The organism is Kutzneria chonburiensis (assembly GCF_028622115.1).
Classification (GTDB): Bacteria; Actinomycetota; Actinomycetes; order Mycobacteriales; family Pseudonocardiaceae; genus Kutzneria; species Kutzneria chonburiensis.
In genome coordinates this window covers 1,784,029-1,800,524 of the sequence record NZ_CP097263.1, presented here as the reverse complement: position 1 = coordinate 1,800,524, position 16,496 = coordinate 1,784,029, and the positions used below count along the sequence as shown (strand labels likewise).

Sequence of the window (16,496 nt, the reverse complement as noted above, 5' to 3'; positions counted from 1 at the left end):
ACCGCGCCCGGTCCCCGGGATCAGCTGCGCCACGGTCGAGGGTCGGTCAGCACCAGCACCCGCTCGCGGTCGTGCCGGACCTCCAGCGGGACCGGCCGGCCGGCCTCGCAGCGGAACGGCTCCTCGAAGGTCTGCACGGCCTGCCGCCAGTGGGTGTGGCGGTGCTGCGGCCCGTTGGACAGGGACACGCCCGGGACCAGGTCCAGATCGAACCAGAACGCGATCGCGTCGCACGTGCCGTCGACGTCGGGCACCACCTTGACCACCTCCCGGCCGGCCGGGCAGTCTCCGGTGAAGTCGAGGCTCAGCAACGGGAAGGGCGCGGTCAGCGGCTGGTGCGGATGATTGCCGAGGTAGGTGGAGAAGTACTCGAGGGACCGAAACCGGTTGAACCCGCTGACGTCGAACCCGCACGCGGTGGAGACCTGGTTGTGCGCGCGCAGCCGGTCGGAGGTGACCAGCTGCCCCCACAGCCGGCCGCGGGCCGGCACCATTCGGCCGTCCTTCGCGAGCAGCTGCTCACGGGCATGGTCGAGGGTCGGCAGCGCGTCCTCACCGAGCAGCGCGCAGTCGAAGATCTCCGTGATCACCACGTCCGCCGGCGCCGGGAGGTCGACGCCGACCCGCAGTGTCGTGGACTTCCGGTCGATCACGGTGATGCGGTCGGCGTAGCCGTTGGCCTCGATGATCTGCCGGGCCACGTCGGCGATCAGCGGCTCCGCCTCGCAGCTGAACACGTGCGCCGCGCCGGCACGGGCCGCCAGCATCGCCAGCAGCCCGGTGCCGGTCCCGATGTCCAGCACGACGTCGCCGGGGCGGACGGCACGGGCGATCGCGGTCGCGTACGCCGTGTTGCGGTCCTCGTCGTTGAGCATGGCGAAGTGCCACCGCGGCACCAGCTGCCGGATCGCCCGGTTGAACAACCGGCCCGGCGCGTCGTCGTGCCCGGGCGCCAGCTTGTCGGCGAGGGCGAAGTAGTTCGCCGCGGCCGCGTAGTCGGCGCGGCCCATGGCGATCCGGCCGCGGTCCTGGAGCTCCTCGACCGTATAGACCCGTTCGACGTCCGCGTGTCCGGGATGCGTCGACTCCGCTGAGCGTTGCGCTGTCAAGGACCACCTCGTTCACTCATCTGGCGAAGACCAACGTGTGCGCCGCCACCAGGTCGTCCGAAGTGGACTCCGGCACGGGCACGTACGCGATCACCGTGCTGCCGCGCTGCACCACCGACACCGCACGCGCACACAGGCGATCCACCTTGAAGGTGCTGCCGTGCCAGGGGCATCGCAGCCGGTCGGCCCGTACCTCGCCCAGGTGCAGCGGACCGCCCCGGTGCGCGCACCGGCTGGCGATCAGGTGCACCGAACCGTTGGTGGCGAAGGTGAAGTACAGATCCTCGCCCACGAGCACGGTGTTGTGCTCCGGCAAGAAGAGCTCGACGCGCCTGACCCGGCTCATCCGACCGGGCTCACGACGATCGCACTGTCCATATCGGACCGGATACCGTACAGCCTGCCCTTCGGCACCACGACCGCCTCGCCGGCGGCCGGCGTCAGCGGATCGCCGGTCGCCGACCAGTGCAGCTGAGCCTGGCCGCCGAGCACCCGGACCACGCAGTCCGCGCCGGCCACCCGCGTCTCGAACGGTGTCCGCGCGGTCAGTTCGACGGCGTCGGCCGGATCCACCGGGGACGGGTCGGCCTTCACCACGGACGGCGTCCAGCGGAGCTGGGCCAGCACGTCCTGGTCGGCCAGCGCGCCGAGCAGGCGGATCTCCTCCACACCGCGGATCAGGTCCCGCGCGGCCGCCGGGCCGTGCTTGCGGGCCAGCGGCACCAGCAGGTCGTGCACGGCCATCCGGCCGTGGTGCTGGTCGATGTGCGCGTGCTCGTCGCAGTACTTGAGGTCGACGGCGTCGCCGTACACCGAGCGCAGCGTCTTGGCCAGCGCGTCGAAGTACGGCGCGAACGTCGCCTCCAGCAGCGCCATCGCCCCGACGTAGCGGAAGAAGCCGGTGCGGTTGCGGGTCACGGTGTAGAAGTAGTTGTTCACCGCGATGGACGTCGGCAGGTAGAAGAACCAGTAGTGGTGCGCGTCGGTGGCCATACCGGCGCTCGTGCACAGGTCGGTGAACAGCGTGCTGTGCTTGGCGGCGAAGACGCCGTAGCCGAACTCGTCGATGAAGATCTTGAACAGCTCGCTCTGCTCCGGGCCGAAGGCGCCGCCCAGGTTCTGTGACATCGCGGTCGCCTCGGTCAGCCCGTCCAGCGCCATCTGCGCGATGAGCATGCCGGCCGCACGGCGCGCGTCCGGTGCGGCCTCGATCGCCCGCAGCACCGGCCGGTCGGCGTTGACCGTCTCGTCGATGGTGTGCTCCAGATGCGCGACCAGCGCGTCCGACTCCCAGGCCCCCGTGATCTTCACGCTGTCGCCGAGGAAGCCGAGCGCGAAGTGCTCGGCGGTGGGGCGAAGCCGGTCGGCCAGCTGCCGGTTCCTGCTGCTGTAGAAGGCCTCGAAGCCGCGCTCCTGGCCGCGCAGGCCGTCCCGCGGCAGGAAGAGCGCGTCGCTCTCGTAGACGTTCATCAGCAGCCGGTTGGCCATCAGGCTCTCGTCGGAGACGAACTGCTCCTCGGTCAGCGGCCGGGACCAGTCCACGGCGGCCAGCCGGGCGGCGTCCAGCGGCCGGTGGTACGGGTCGCCCGACACGAACGGCGCGGTGTGCGGGCGGTACGGCTCGGACTCGGCGAACTCCGCGACGGTCGCGGCCACGGATTCGCCGTACTGCAACGCTGACACGACCACTGGCCGCCTCCCAGACGCGAACGATGACGCGGATTTCTCGGCCGTCGAGCGGCCGTTGCCCCTGATCGCGACGGTACGTCAGCGGATTCGCCGCGACCAGCGTCGTCACCCGTCCCCCGTTCGCCGCATGTCCCGGGGCCCGGACGGCGTCTGCGCACGTCCGGATCGGCCCGATGGAACGGCGATGGAACGGCCGTCCGCCGAGGTCAACGGTTTGTTGCCCTAAAGGACGAAACCGCTTCCCTTTTGGACATCTGACGCGCCCGGGGCGCGCCGGGTGGAGCGCCGATGTACGGTGTTCGACCGGTTACGGAAAGAATGTGCTTGTCCTGTAACGGGTCTTGACGACCCGACCGGGCACGGCCGAGGATTGCCCTTGCCGTCACGGCCAATTCGGGCGAACACGCGGAGGTGTCGTGTCCGGGAACACTGCGGCCGCGCCGGAACAGGCGTCCACGTGGCGCAACGAATGGCTCCTCGTGCTGTTCACCGGCACGACGAACACCGCGGACGCCGTGATGCGGGTCGCGCTGCCGCTGCTGGCCGTTCGGCTCACGAACTCACCGGCGCTGGTGGCCGGCGTCGCGATCATGCTGACGCTGCCGTGGCTGCTCACCGCCCTGCACGTCGGCGTGTTGGTGGACCGGATGAACCGGCGAACGCTGATGGTGGCGGCCGAGTTCGCCCGGATGGGGTCGATCGCGGTTGCGCTGGGTGCCGCGCTGCTGGACGCGGCCAGCCTGCCGCTGATCTACGCCGTGGCGCTGGTCCTCGGTGTCGCCGAGGTGGTCGCGCAGCTGTCGGCCGTGTCGATCATTCCGTCCGTGGTGCCGAAGAGCCGCTGGCAGTCGCTCAACGCGCGGATCACCGCCATGGAGTACGTCAGCTTCAGCTTCGTCGGGGCCCCGATCGGCGGCTTCCTGGTCGCCGCGGGATTCGCGATCGCCCTCGGCGCCACCGGCGCGGTGTACCTGCTGGGTGCGGTGCTGCTGACCATGCTGGTGGGCAACTTCGCGGTCCCGGCCACGAAGGAGCGCCGGCCGGCCCACGTCGAGATCCGCGAGGGGCTCCAGTTCCTGGTGCGGCACAAGCTGTTGCGCACGATGGCCGGGCTCATCTCGGTGATGGCCGGCTGCTGGGCCGCCTGGTACGCCATCATCCCGGCGTTCGCGGTCGGCGGCCCGCTGGGCCTGACCGTGCAGCAGTACGGCTTCCTGCTGACCAGCCTCGGCGCGGGCGGGGTGCTCGGCACCGTGCTGGTCGGGCCGGTCAACCGCCTGCTCGGCCGGCGGTGGGCGATGTTCGCCGACATCATCGGCACCGTGGTGATGGTCGGCATTCCCGCCGTGGTGCCCGCGGCCCAGTGGAGCGCCTGGCTGGTCGGGCTGGCCGCGTTCGTCGCCGGGGCCGGCGGGACGATGTGGACGGTCAACTCGCGGGTGATCATCCAGTCGCTGGTGCCCAACGAGCTGCTCGGCCGGTTCAACGCGGCGAGCAGGCTGATCTCCTGGGGCATGACACCGGTGGCCGCGGCGGTGGCCGGCGGGCTGGCCCAACTGCTCGGCTTCCGGGTGGCGTTCGGCTTCTTCGCGGCCATCTGCCTGCTGCTCGCCTATCCGTACCTGCGAGTGGTCACCCCGGCGGCGGTGGCGGAAGTTGAACAACCGTCATGACGATCGACCCGGACGGCACTCTCTACACCTGGTTCCGTGATGCCGCACGGCGGTTCCCCGACGCCACGGCGATCGAGGTACGCGAGGATGCGCTGACCTACCACGAGCTGCTCGCCCTCGTGGACCGGTTGGCGGCCAAGCTCGTCGAGGTGACTGGTCGACGGCCGCGCGCGGTGGGCCTGCTGGCCGCACGTAGCCTTCCCGTCTACGCGGGGTACCTGGCGGCGCTGCGGCTCGGCGCGATCGTCGTGCCGCTCAATCCCAGCTTCCCCGCTGACCGCAACCGGTCGATGTGCGCGGCGGCCGGTGTGGATGTCGTGCTGACGGACGACGTGGACGCGCCGCGGGTCATCGACGGTGGCACGCTCACGCTGGATGGTCCGTGGCGCGACCGGCTGCCGGCGGCGTGGGACGTCCGCTACGACGGCAAGAACGACGACGTGGCCTACGTTCTGTTCACCTCCGGTTCCACCGGTACGCCCAAGGGAGTGCCGATCAGGCACAGCAACCTCGCCGGCTACCTGGAGCACTGCATCGATCGGTACGCCGTGACGCCGGGGTGCCGGCTGTCGCAGACGTTCGACCTGACCTTCGACCCGTCCGTGTTCGACATGTTCGTGGCGTGGAGCACCGGCGCGACGCTCGTGGTGCCGCAACCGGCGGACGTGCTGACCCCGGCGCGGTTCGTCGCCGACCGCCGGATCACCCACTGGTACTCCGTGCCGTCGGTGATCTCGCTGGCCCGCCGGCTGCGCGGCCTGCGCCCCGGCAGCATGCCCGACGTCCGCTGGAGCGTCTTCGCGGGCGAGCAGTTGACGCTGGCGCAGGCGCGTGACTGGGCCGTCGCGGCGCCGAACAGCGTGCTGGAGAACGCCTACGGTCCCACCGAGTTGACGGTCACGTGCACGGTGTACCGGTTGCCGGCCGACCACGACGACTGGCCGCGGACCTCGAACGGCACCGTGCCGATAGGCCGTGCGCACGAACGGCTCGACGCCGTCCTGGTGACCGAGGACGGTGTGGCGGGCGAGGACGGCGAGCTGTGTGTCCGTGGCGGCCAGCGGTTCGACGGCTACCTCGATCCCCGCCACGACCAGGATCGCTTTCTGCGCCTCGACGGGCGTTTCGTCGTGGCCGACACGCCGGTTCGGCCCGAGCACTGGTACCGCACCGGCGACCGGGTGCGGGTCGAGGACGGCGAGCTGGTCCACATCGGACGGATCGACGACCAGGTCAAGATCCGGGGCTACCGCATCGAGCTCGGCGAGATCGAATCCGTGCTGCGGGAGCAGCCGGCCGTGCAGGATGTGATCGTGTTGGCACTGCCCGCCGCCGGCGGCGAGATCCACCTGCACGCGTTGTACACCGGCGAGGTCGTGCCCGCTGAGCAGCTGACCGACGCTGTCGCCCGGCGACTGCCGGAGTACATGGTGCCGAGCACGGTCACCGCCGTGGACGCGTTCCCGGTCAACGCCAGCGGCAAGATCGACCGTCGGCGCCTCGCGTCCGAACTGCGCGGACGCGACGGCGCCTGACGGTCGTCACGCGTCGAGCAGGGCCTTGAGCTCGGCGGCGATCCGCTCGGCCGCCTCGGCGCCGAGCAACCCGTAGTGGCCGACGGGCATCCGGACGCGGCGCGGGGCCGGCGAAAGCCGTTGCGCCCATTGGTCGAGCTGGACGTCAAGCAGGTCGGCGCCGATCAGCAGCGCCGGTGCGTGCACGACCCGGTCGGTGGTGAAGTCGGCCACGGCATTGGTGTGCCGGCGATAGGTCTGCCAGCGTTCGACGAGCGTGCTCGCCGGGACCGTTTCCCCGGAGGCGCCGAGGCAGGCCGCGAGCGCCCGCATCGGCAGCTCGACGTCGTCGCCAGAGGTTCGCGGCAGCGAGCCGGACCATTCGACGCCCAACGAGTCGCAGATCGCGGTGGCGAACGCCCCGAGCCGTTCCGCCTCGCGGGCGGCATCCCGTTCGTACCCGACCGGCGGGGCGCCGTCGAGCACCGCGAGTCGCGGCGGATCGGGATATCCGGCGGCCATCTCGAAGCAGATCTGGCTGCCCATCGACCAGCCGCACAACAGATCGGGCCGCGAGCAGACCGCATCCAGGTCGCGGCGGTACCGGGCGGCCATCTCCGGCACGCCGGGCAGTGGATCACGTTCCTGGGACAGGGTGACCCGCCAGTGCGCGGGCAGGGCGGCCAGCAGATGGCGGTAGTCCTGCGCCGCACCGCCGGCCCCGTGCACCAGGTGCACGTGCGGACCGTCACCGTCGCGCAGCACGGCCAGGGTGCTGGTCGGCCGCTCCCGGTCGGTCGAGCCCAGCTGGTCGGCCAGCCGCCGCGGGGTCGGGTCGGCCAGCCACCGGATCACGTCGAGCGAGTGGCCGGACTCGGCCTCGATCACGGCGGCCAGTTGCAGCACCTTCAGCGAACGGCCGCCGACCGCGAAGAAGTCCTCGTCCGGATCGTCCGGCGGCGTGCCGAGCACGTCACCCCACAGGCGGGCGACCTGCCGCCACACCGGCGAGTCGGGCAGGCTCGTCGCCCGCGGCGACTCCGCCCGGTGGTCGACGTGCCCGGCCACGGAACGGGATCTGATCGGCAGGCTCGCCACCGGCGTGCTCGGGTCGGCGGCCAGGACCGTGTCGATGTCGTGCAGCAGCCGCAGCACGGTCTGCCGCTCGTAGCGGCCCGTGTTGTACTCGATCTCGGTGAGAAAGCCGTCCTCGGTCTCCCAGAAGGCGATGGCGATGTCCGACCGGGCGGCGCGGTTGGGCGTGCGGTGCAACCGCAGGCCGACGTCGCCGAGCCGGGCGCCGGTCCCGATGGGGCCCAGGTAGTTCAGCAGCAGCGGCGCATAGTCGTTCAACATGGCCTGCGTCGACTCGGTGAGCGCGCCGAACACCGCCGCGTAGGGCACGCTCTGGTGCGACAGCATCGTCCACATGGCATCACGCGACCGGCCGACGACGTCCGCGATGGTGTCGCCGGTCCCGATCGTCGTACTGGCGATGCAGAGGTTGGCCAGGTAGCCGACGAGTTCCTGGTCGCGGGGCGTCATCCGGTTGGCCAGCACGGCGCCGACCGACACGTCCGGGCCGGCTCCGCCGCGGGCGAGCACGATGTGCAGCGCGGCCAACGCGACCGCGAACGGGGTGGCGAAGGCGGAGGCGCCGAGGGCGGCGAAGCCGGCGTTGGCCTCGTGGCTGAACGCATAGCGCAGGGTGACGCCGGCCGCACCGGTGCCGGCGTACCGGTTGTGGTCGGCCGCGATGGTGGTCGACACCGCACCGTCCAATGTGGACCGCCAGTGGTCCAGTGAAGGCTGCCACTTGCCGGCGTCCCTGGCCTCCTGGGACTCCTTGGCGTAGACGGAGAACGGCACCGGCACCGTGTCGAAGGCCGGGCGGACGCCGCGCTGGGCCGCCTGGTACGCCGACGAGAGGTCCTGCACGAGCAGCTGGATCGCCCAGCCGTCCAGCGCCACGTGGTGCACGGTCAGCACCAGTTCATGCTCGTCGCCGACCCGCACGGTGGTGAGCCGGGCCAGCGGCGCCCGGTCCAACTCGATCGTCTGCTCGTGCACCTCCTCGGCGACCAACCGCAACAGCGTGTCCGTGCCGGCCGAGCCCGGATCGTCCACCTCGACGCGCCGGATCGTGGACTCCACGTGTGGCGCCACCGCCAGCCAGAGCGCGCCGTCCGACTGGACGACGGACGTGCGCAGCGCCTCGTGCCGGTCCACCACGGCCTGCCAGGCAACCGCCAACGCCTCGACGTCGACTGGGCGGTCGCAGGCCAGGCGCCAGGTCAGGTTGTAGACCGACTGGTTCCGGGCCCGCTGGTGCACCCACCACAGCGCCTCCTGCATGGCCGTGGCCGGCACGGTCACCGTGGCGGCATCGAGGTCCACGCTCACCGCTGGCCCGTCGCCGGGGTCATGCCGAACTCGTCGGTCAGCCGCTTGCGGTCGACCTTGCCGACCGTGGTCAGCGGGATCTCGGCGCGGTGGTGGAAACCGCGCGGGCGCATGTACTGCGGCAGTTCCTCCACCATGCCCGCGAGCTCGGCGTCGGGCACCTCGCCACCGGTGTAGAGGGCGTGCAGGTCGATCTCGCCGTCGGGCGCGGTCAGGGTGATCACCACGACCTCCGCGATCGCCGGGTGCTTGCGCAGCGCCGACTCGATCTCCCCCAGCTCGACCCGGTTGCCCCGGATCTTGATCTGGTCGTCGATCCGGCCGAGGTGCACGAGTTCGCCGCCCTCGCGGCGGACCCGGTCGCCGGTGCGGTACCAGTGCTCGGCGGTCAGCGGCTCGGCGCCGTCGTAGACCGACGCCCGTTCGCCGTCGAAGGACACGAAACGGCCGGCGTTCTCGCTCGAGTCCAGATAGCCGGGGAACCGCTGCGGCCCGCGGATGCACAGCTCGCCGTCGTCGCCGGGCCGCAGGTCCGCGTCCAGCAGCACGTATTCCATGCGCGGGTACAGGTCGCCGATCGGGATGGACCGGTTGGACGTCTCCACCCACTCGTCCTGCGCCAGCGGCACCTGGTAGCCGGTCACCGTCACGGTGGTCTCGGTCGGGCCGTAGCAGTTGAAGACGCGGGCCTTCGGCGCCGCGGCCGACCACGCCTGCACCTGCTCCATGGTCAGTGCCTCGCCGCCGAAGAAGCCGCCGAGCAGGTTCGGCATGCTGTTGGGGGGCAGCGCGCGCAGCCGCCGGGCGAACGAGATCAGCGACGGCACCGACATCCAGTGCGTCAACCGCTTGGCGTTGACGAACTTCACCGGGGTGAACACGTCGGTGTGCTGCGCGACGCACAGGGTGGCGCCGGAGCCCCAGCTGCCGAAGATCTCCACGATGGAGCCGTCGAAGGACAGCTCGAAGGTCTGCGAGACCCGGCAGCCGGGCGCCAGGAAGTACCGGGTGATCACGTCGTCCAGGAAGGCGGAGACGTTGGCGTGCGTGGTCGGCACGCCCTTCGGCTTCCCGGTCGTGCCGCTGGTGTAGATGATGTAGGCGACGTCGTCGGTGTCACGTGCCACCCGCGGCGGAATGGTCAGCGCGGGTTCGGTGGCCAGCACCACACCGGTGCGGTCGCCGCGCATGTCCAGGATCGCCGCGTCCGTGGTGACCTGGTACTCCGTCGCGCCGTCGCCGGAGGTGTCGTCGACCACGGTCAGGTCAAGGCCGGCGTCCGCGGTGATGGCCAGATTCCGGCCCGCCGCCGCGGCCGGGTTCAGCGGCACGCAGGCCGCGCCGAGGCGTTGGGCGGCAAGGTAGGCGATGTAGCCGACCAGGCTGCGCGAGGTCAACAGCCCGACCCGGTGGGGCGGCCGGCCGAGTTCGTCGTGCATCAGCGCCGACATGCGCTCGACGGCGGTGCGCAGCTGCGCGTACGTCAAGGCGGTCGTGGTGACTTCCAGCGCCATGTCGTCCGGATGCGCGTCGGCGGAGGCGAGGAACCACCCGTAGAGGGTCTGGCTCGTCATCGTGCTTCCCCTTCGGTAGACGGGAGTCCGTGCGCGACGGCGACCGGGACTCCGTGTTCTGAGTGGCTGTGCCAGACGAGGTTCTGCCATTCGCCGTCGTGCTGGCCGACGCCGACCGGGATCGACCAGGGCCGCCCGGCCAGGCCCGTGCCGGCCGCCTTCACGCACGCCTCCTGCACAGACCAGATCCGGGCGTACTCGCGCTCGCGGTCCGCGTCCGGCAGCGCGGCAAGCGCCAGACGCGTTTCGGGCGACCCACACCGGCGCAGCCGTCCGGCCGTCACCGGCTGCGGCTGTTGCACATCGATCCCGACGGACACCCCGATCCCGACCGCCGCCGCCACCCAATTCCCGTCGTGGGACATGCTCACCGCGAGATCGGGACGGTCCGGCAGGTAGGGCTGCCCGGACGGGCGTTTCGCGATCCTGGCCGCCGGCTCGTCGGCCACCTCCGCCAACAGCCGCCGCAACAGCGTCAGCACGTCCGGAGTTGGCCGGTTCCGCACGGCCAGATGGATCACCGAGACCGTCCGGCGAACGCGGCGCACAGCGAGTCGATGTCCCGCAGGGCCTCCGGGGTCAGGTCGTCCAGCTCGACGTTCAGCCGGGTCTCGACACGTTCGATGATGTCCACCAGGCGGAAGGAGTTGTAGTTCGGCAGCGCTCGCAGCGTCCGCGCGGCCAGGACGGTCGGCTCGTCGATGTGCAACACCTCCTGCACCGCAAGGAGAACCGCGGCGCGCACGGCGTCCGCCGACGCCGGCACGGCCGGCTCCATCGCCGCCAGCCGGCTGGCGATGGCGACGTCCTCACCCAGGAGCCGACCGAGTTCGTCGAGCACGGTCGCGTGCGGAGTCCTGGCCCTGCGCCGAGCCACATAGGCCTGAGACGCGAGCGTGAGCCAGGCCTGCGCCTGCTCATCCATCGCCGTCGAAGGCCGACCGTGATGAGCCAGCCACGCGGCATGCAGCAGGCGGGATCGGCTCAGCAGCCAGACGTCCAGCACCAGCTGGTCGCTGAGGCCGCGCTGGGCGGCGAGGTAGGCCTCGATCGACGAGACGGCGTCGGCCATGGCGCACGCGTTGGCGGCCAGCGGACTCGGCCGGGCGGTCACCGGTTCCGCCGCGAGAAGCAACGCCGTGGCCGAGGAAACCATCGCGTCGAGCTCGGCGGTCGACAGGCGCCATACGCCCGGTCGACACGATCCCCATGGCGTCTCGTCGTGGTAGGCGTCGACCACACTGTCCGATGTGGACAAGATGAAGGTGTGGTCGGTGTGCTGGCGGCCCGCGTACGGCGTCCAGCCCAGGGTGTACGCGTCGGCGACCACGTACAGCGGGCCGGTGTCCGCAACCAACCGGCGGAGCTGCCCGCCGCCGATCCCGTCCCAGCGTTGCGACACCCGCAGGCCGAGCACATCGTGCGCGGCGGCGAGCCGGTACGGCACCGACGAGACGACCCGTGGCACGCCGTCCGGCCCCGGTTCGGTGTCGAACCGCAGCGTGGAGCCCAGTTCGAGATGGGCACCGGCGCCCGCGTGGCGATCGGCGACGACGGCCAGGTTGGCCTGGACGCAGTCCAACGCGTTCGCGCGCACGGTCTCCAGCAGCGGCGACCACACCCGGTCGTAGGTCTGCGTGTCGTTGTTCACCACATGAACTGCCCGCCGTCCACGATGATCTTCTGCCCGGTCAGGTACGCGCTGCCCGACCCGACCAGGAACTCGAGTGCGTCGGCGACGTCCTCGGGCGTGCCGATGCGCCGCTGCGGGATCTCGGCCAGCGCCGCCGCCCGGCTGTCCGGGTCGTCGAGGTCGAGCCGGGCAACCACCTCGTCGGTCTCGATCAGGCCCGGGATCAGGCAGTTGACCCGCACCCGTGGCGCCAGTTCCAGCGCGAGGCACTTGGTCAGGTGCAGCACGCCCGCCTTGCTCGCGCAGTAGTTGACGCCGTTGCGGCGCGGCCGGATCCCGGTCGTGGCGCCGACGTTCACCACCACCCCTCCGCCGTCGTCGTCGCTGTCGAGCATCGCCGGCACCAGCGCACGGCACAGGTGGAAAACACCGGACAGGTTGGTGTCGACGACTCGACGCCAGTCGTCGAGGGACATCTCCAGGAACGGCCGGTCCACGTTCAACCCGGCGTTGTTGACCAGGACACGCGGGGCGCCGTGCTCGGCCAGCACCGTCTCGGCGGCCCGCGCCACCGCATCCGCGTCGGCGACGTCGACCCGCATCACGTGCAGTCCCAACCGATCGGCGGCAAGGCCGGCGGCCTCGGCGTCCGAGTGGTAGAACGCGACCACGCGGTGACCGAGCTTGACCAGCCGGTCGCTCAACGCCAGCCCGATGCCCCGGGTACCGCCGCTGACCACCGCAAGCGGGCGGGTCATGTCGTTGCCTCCGCCTTCTCATGGCCGAGGAAGTCGCCGATCGCGTCGGTCAGCTGGGGCAGGTTGGCCGGGTCGAACACGGCGTAGTGGTCCGCGTCGAGCGTCCCGCTGCGCAGATCCGGCGCGAGCTCGTGCCAGCGGTGAACCGACTCCGCACGCTCGGCGAAGGTGTCGTCGGGGCACATCAGCAGCAACACCCGGCCCCCGTACTCCCGGGTGGCGGCGTAGTCGGCGAGCGCGGCCATCTGCGCGCGGACCGTACGTTCGACCCTGGCGGAGGTCTGCTCGTCCGGCCGCGGTCCGAGGCCGGACACGACGCTCGCGCGGACCCGCTCGTCGTCCTCGGCGGAGGACTTCCGCGGCAGCGGCGAGCTGTCCACGATCACCAGGTCCGGCCGCAGGCCACGGTCGGCAAGGCGCAGACACACCTCCCAGGCGACCGTGCCACCGAGGGACCAGCCGAACACCAGCGCCGGCGCGAGGCCGCCGAGTGCGTCGACGGCCGAGTCCGCCATCCGGGCGACGGTGTCCTCCGGTGTCTCGTCGGGCAGCAGACCGGCCGCCCGCACGGCGTAGACGCTGTGGGTCCGGCCCAGATGCGAGGCCAGCCGCAGGTACGGCGTCAGCCCGCCGCCCGCGCCGGGCAGCATCACACAGACCGGCCTGTCCTTGCGCCGCACCAGGGTGATCAGCCGGCCGGGCAGCGTGGTCCCGCTCATGCGGCTCCTCCGCGGACCAGGGCGGCCAGGTTGGCCACGGTCGGCGACCGGAAGAAGTCGACCACCTGCACGGCCACCCCGAACCGCTCCTGCACGGTGTTCAGCGCGGTGAAGATGTTCAACGAGTGCGCGCCGTACAACAGCACCGGCCGGTCCCGCTCGACGGTCGGCACGCCGAGCAGCTCCGCCCAGATCCCGGCGAGCTCCCGTTCCAGGTCGTCCGCGTACTCGGCGACCGGCGCGGATTCCCCGGCCTGGCGGTCGATCGACTGTTCCGCCAGGGCGAGCAGCGCCTTGCGGTCGGTCTTGCCGGTGCCGGACGTCGGCACCGACTCGATGTCGAAGACCCGGGTCGGCACCATGTGACCCGGCAGCACCTTCGCCAACCGCGCCTTGACGTTCTCGTGCTCCGGCACGGCATCCGGTTCCGGCAGCAGGAACAGCAGCAGCTCACGGTCGGCGCCGTCACCCCGCACGGCCGCCACCGCCTGCCGCACGCCGTCGATGCCGTTGGCGACGGTCTCCAGCTCGCCCAGTTCCACGCGGTGGCCCCGAATCTTCACCTGCGTGTCGGCGCGGCCGAGGAAGACCAGCACGCCGTGCTCGTCCCGGACGACCTGGTCACCGGTCGTGTAGCAGGTGCCGCCGGGGATGAACGGATCGGGCCCGAAACGCTCGGCCGTACGTTGCGGATCGTTGATGTAGCCGTGCGCCGGCGAGCAGCCGCCCAGCAGCAACTCGCCCGGAACCCCGGGCGGCGCAAGGTGACCGGTGGTGTCGACGACGTGGGCGGTCACGTTCGTCATCGGCAGGCCGATCGGAACGTGGTGCGGCCACGGCGGATCGTCGGCCGCCAGCCGCCACGACGTGACGGCCTGGGCCTCGGTCGGGCCGTAGTGGTTGACCAGCGTGCAGTGCGGGTGATCGTCGAAGAAGGCCCGTACGTCGTCATCGACCAGCAACTGCTCCCCGGACACGCACAGGTACCGCAGCGCTGTCAGGTGAACCTGTTGGGACCGCACGCACTGGGTGAACGGGCGCAGCGCGGCCACCGGCAGATACGCGTGGGTGACGCGGGTGTCCGCGATGCGGCGCACCAGCGCGGGAAAGTCGCGGCGGTCGGCCGGTTCCCGGGACACCACCGTGCCGCCGACCAGCAGCGTGGGCAGGATCTCCTGGAACGACACGTCGAATCCGGCCGGTGCGTACTGCAGGAACCGGCTGTCCCCGTTCATGTCCAGCGCGGCGAGCTGCCAGGCCGTGAGGTTCAGCAGCGTCGGGTGCCCCACCAGCACGCCCTTGGGGCGGCCGGTCGAGCCCGAGGTGAACATGACGTACACACCGGACCCGGGATCCGCTGCCGACGGGACGTCCTGTTCGGACTCCAGTTCGGCCAGCGGCACGGTGACCGCGCCGTCGATGTCCAGCCCGGCGCCGACGATGACGTGGCAACCGGCCTGGTGCACCATGTAGGACAGCCGATCGGCGGGCAGGCCGAGTTCGAGCGGCAGGTACGCCGCACCGCGCCGCAGCGTCGCGAGCATCGCGATCAGGTTCTCGGACAACGGGTCAAGACGCAGGCCGACGACATCGCCAGGGCCGACTCCACGCGCGGCGAGCCCGGCCGCGACGCGGCGGGACGCGGCGGAAAGCTCGGCGAAGGTGAGCCGCCGTCCGGGCTCCTCGACCGCGATCGCGTCCGGCGTGCGGAGGGCGGTGTTGTCGAACCACTCGCTCAGCGTCGGCGTCGGCACCTCGACCGGCAGGCCGTCGTTGCGCAGGCTCTGCCAGACGGGCGCGTCCACGAACAGGTCGGCCAGCCTTCGCGTGCCGTCCGTGGTAGCACGGCTCACGGCCGAGCGCAGCGAGTCCAGCAGGCCGTCCGCGACGGCCGGCGGAATCAGCGCGCGGTCGTACTCCAGTTCCAGCAGCCAGTGCCCCTCGATCGGGGTCACCCCCAGCCAGAGGTCGAACTTCGCGGTGCCGTTGCCCGGTTCGCGCACGCCGATCACCGCGCCGTTGGCCGCGCCCGGGTCGGCCGTGTTCTGCATGGCCAGCATGCAGGAGAACAACGGGTTGCGGTCACTCGGCCGGTCGGGCTGCACCCGCGCCACCAGCTGGCTGAACGGAACGTCCACGGCCGCGCGGCAGAAGTCCACCGCCTCACGGACGGTCTTGCCGAGGTGCTCGTCGACCGTGCGCGTCCAGTCCACGTCCACCGTGACCGGCAGCGTGTTGACGAAGAATCCACACAGGTCGAACGCCCCGACGGTGCGCCGCGCGGCGAACGGGCTGCCGACCAGCACCGAGGTGACACCCCCGTGACGGGCCAGCACCGCGCCGTAGAGACCGGTGAAGAAGACGAAAGGTGAGATACCCAGACGCTGGCAGGCGGCCTGGATCCGCTCGGTCTGGATTTCGTCGGTGGTGTAGGAGATCCGCGTGCCGGAGAAGTCCGTCCGGTCGGGCCGGTCGGGCCGCGGGTAGAGCACCAGCGGCGGCACTTCCCGCAGCCGCAGCGCCCAGGCGTCCGCCTTGACCGCGGTCTTCTCGGCGACGGCCGACCGTTCCTGGGCGCGGATCTCCTTGAGGAAAGCGGTCTCCCGGTTCTGCCGCGGGGTTTCCACGTCGTCGTCGAACGTGCCGGTGAGCAGCCGGTCCAGGTCACGCACGATCGGACCCATCGACACGCCGTCGCCGACAAGGTGGTGCCCGCACAGGATGATCGACGCGGCGCTGCCGTCCTCCGCACACGCGAACCCGAACCGGTACAACGGTCCCACGGTCACGTCGAACGGCACGCGCCCGATGTCGTGGCCCAGAGCCGTCAACGCCGCCGCGTAGTCGGCCGGCGCCGCGGAGACCACGGTGAGCGGCAGGCTCCCGGTGTCGGGCGGCGGCAGCAGTGTCGCGTGCATCTCCGGCTTCAGGCCGAACACCTGTCGCAGCGCGGGCTGGACGGTGACCAGGGTGATCAGCGCCCGCGTCACGGTGTCCCGCAACGGAGCCGCACACCGCCCCGGGTCAAGGTCGAACTGCATGACCTGGTTGTAGATCTGCCTGGTCGGCACCAGGCTGTCGACCACGAGCAGCCCCTTCTGGGACTCGGTGATCGGCAGCGTTTCCGGCTCTGTCACGGGCAACGCCGTCATCGCTGCTCCCCGCCGCGGCGAGCTCGCGCAGCCACACCTTCAACTCGCCGACGGTGTGCAGCTCGACCAGCCGCGTCGCGTCGATCTCGGCGTCGTCGTCGGCCGCGACGTCGACCGCGAGGCGCAGCAGCGACAGCGACTCCAGGCCGGCGTCCAGCAGCGGTGTGTCGTCGTCGAAGGAGGCCGTGGCGTACTTGGCGATCGTCGAGTCCAGGTCCAGTTGTGCCGTCATCGCCGGTTCCCCGCCTCCTCGTGGGTACTGTTCACCGCTG

The 16,496-nt window shown here is 71.2% G+C and carries 13 protein-coding genes; 2 read left to right on the top strand and 11 right to left on the bottom strand.

Features of this window, described 5'->3' with window-relative positions; all coding sequences use genetic code 11:
• Positions 1 to 20: 20 nt before the first annotated feature.
• Genes M3Q35_RS08290 through M3Q35_RS08280 form a run of 3 tightly spaced genes read right to left on the bottom strand, consistent with a single transcriptional unit; the run spans position 21 to position 2,798 of the window.
• Positions 21 to 1,109, bottom strand: a complete 1,089-nt coding sequence (locus M3Q35_RS08290) for a class I SAM-dependent methyltransferase (RefSeq protein ID WP_273941069.1) — start codon at positions 1,107 to 1,109, stop codon at positions 21 to 23.
• Between the two features lie 16 nt (positions 1,110 to 1,125).
• On the bottom strand, positions 1,126 to 1,455 hold the full coding sequence (locus tag M3Q35_RS08285) for a Rieske (2Fe-2S) protein (RefSeq protein ID WP_273941068.1): 330 nt from the start codon (positions 1,453 to 1,455) through the stop codon (positions 1,126 to 1,128).
• Entirely contained in the window at positions 1,452 to 2,798 is a 1,347-nt protein-coding gene (locus M3Q35_RS08280) for an iron-containing redox enzyme family protein (RefSeq protein ID WP_273941067.1), read from the bottom strand. The genes M3Q35_RS08285 and M3Q35_RS08280 overlap by 4 nt, the downstream gene beginning before the upstream one ends.
• A 416-nt stretch (positions 2,799 to 3,214) precedes the next feature.
• Between M3Q35_RS08280 and M3Q35_RS08275 the strand changes: the two genes are divergently transcribed.
• Entirely contained in the window at positions 3,215 to 4,471 is a 1,257-nt protein-coding gene (locus M3Q35_RS08275) for an MFS transporter (RefSeq protein WP_273941066.1), read from the top strand.
• Positions 4,468 to 6,006, top strand: a complete 1,539-nt coding sequence (locus tag M3Q35_RS08270; RefSeq protein WP_273941065.1) for an amino acid adenylation domain-containing protein — start codon at positions 4,468 to 4,470, stop codon at positions 6,004 to 6,006. The genes M3Q35_RS08275 and M3Q35_RS08270 overlap by 4 nt, the downstream gene beginning before the upstream one ends.
• Before the next feature lie 6 nt (positions 6,007 to 6,012).
• Here M3Q35_RS08270 and M3Q35_RS08265 read toward each other — a convergent pair whose 3' ends face one another.
• From M3Q35_RS08265 to M3Q35_RS08230, 8 genes are read right to left on the bottom strand one after another with little or no spacing between them, the layout of a single operon-like run.
• Positions 6,013 to 8,388, bottom strand: coding sequence for a condensation domain-containing protein (locus M3Q35_RS08265; protein ID WP_273941064.1), 2,376 nt, complete (start codon positions 8,386 to 8,388; stop codon positions 6,013 to 6,015).
• Entirely contained in the window at positions 8,385 to 9,962 is a 1,578-nt protein-coding gene (locus M3Q35_RS08260) for an AMP-binding protein (protein ID WP_273941063.1), read from the bottom strand. Before M3Q35_RS08260 ends, M3Q35_RS08265 begins: the two co-directional genes overlap by 4 nt.
• Positions 9,959 to 10,510, bottom strand: a complete 552-nt coding sequence (locus M3Q35_RS08255; protein ID WP_273941062.1) for a 4'-phosphopantetheinyl transferase family protein — start codon at positions 10,508 to 10,510, stop codon at positions 9,959 to 9,961. The genes M3Q35_RS08260 and M3Q35_RS08255 overlap by 4 nt, the downstream gene beginning before the upstream one ends.
• A complete protein-coding gene (locus tag M3Q35_RS08250) occupies positions 10,480 to 11,613 on the bottom strand; it encodes a hypothetical protein (RefSeq protein WP_273941061.1) in 1,134 nt (377 codons plus the stop codon). Before M3Q35_RS08250 ends, M3Q35_RS08255 begins: the two co-directional genes overlap by 31 nt.
• The gene (locus M3Q35_RS08245; RefSeq protein WP_273941060.1) at positions 11,610 to 12,353 is read right to left on the bottom strand and encodes an SDR family NAD(P)-dependent oxidoreductase; all 744 of its coding nucleotides are present in this window, start codon (positions 12,351 to 12,353) and stop codon (positions 11,610 to 11,612) included. The genes M3Q35_RS08250 and M3Q35_RS08245 overlap by 4 nt, the downstream gene beginning before the upstream one ends.
• Positions 12,350 to 13,072: an alpha/beta fold hydrolase gene (locus tag M3Q35_RS08240; RefSeq protein WP_273941059.1), complete on the bottom strand. Its 723-nt coding sequence runs from the start codon at positions 13,070 to 13,072 to the stop codon at positions 12,350 to 12,352. Before M3Q35_RS08240 ends, M3Q35_RS08245 begins: the two co-directional genes overlap by 4 nt.
• Positions 13,069 to 16,209, bottom strand: a complete 3,141-nt coding sequence (locus M3Q35_RS08235) for a non-ribosomal peptide synthetase (RefSeq protein ID WP_273941058.1) — start codon at positions 16,207 to 16,209, stop codon at positions 13,069 to 13,071. Before M3Q35_RS08235 ends, M3Q35_RS08240 begins: the two co-directional genes overlap by 4 nt.
• On the bottom strand, positions 16,097 to 16,456 hold the full coding sequence (locus M3Q35_RS08230; protein ID WP_273941057.1) for a phosphopantetheine-binding protein: 360 nt from the start codon (positions 16,454 to 16,456) through the stop codon (positions 16,097 to 16,099). The genes M3Q35_RS08235 and M3Q35_RS08230 overlap by 113 nt, the downstream gene beginning before the upstream one ends.
• Positions 16,457 to 16,496 lie beyond the last annotated feature (40 nt).

What these genes read in the sequence shown, in the direction of transcription:
- M3Q35_RS08260 (WP_273941063.1), bottom strand. Translation starts at nt 9,962, where the DNA reads ATGACGAGCCAGACCCTCTACGGGTGGTTCCTCGCCTCCGCCGACGCG.
- M3Q35_RS08285 (WP_273941068.1), bottom strand. Translation starts at nt 1,455, where the DNA reads ATGAGCCGGGTCAGGCGCGTCGAGCTCTTCTTGCCGGAGCACAACACC.
- M3Q35_RS08245 (WP_273941060.1), bottom strand. Translation starts at nt 12,353, where the DNA reads ATGACCCGCCCGCTTGCGGTGGTCAGCGGCGGTACCCGGGGCATCGGG.
- M3Q35_RS08230 (WP_273941057.1), bottom strand. Translation starts at nt 16,456, where the DNA reads ATGACGGCACAACTGGACCTGGACTCGACGATCGCCAAGTACGCCACG.
- M3Q35_RS08240 (WP_273941059.1), bottom strand. Translation starts at nt 13,072, where the DNA reads ATGAGCGGGACCACGCTGCCCGGCCGGCTGATCACCCTGGTGCGGCGC.
- M3Q35_RS08270 (WP_273941065.1), top strand. Translation starts at nt 4,468, where the DNA reads ATGACGATCGACCCGGACGGCACTCTCTACACCTGGTTCCGTGATGCC.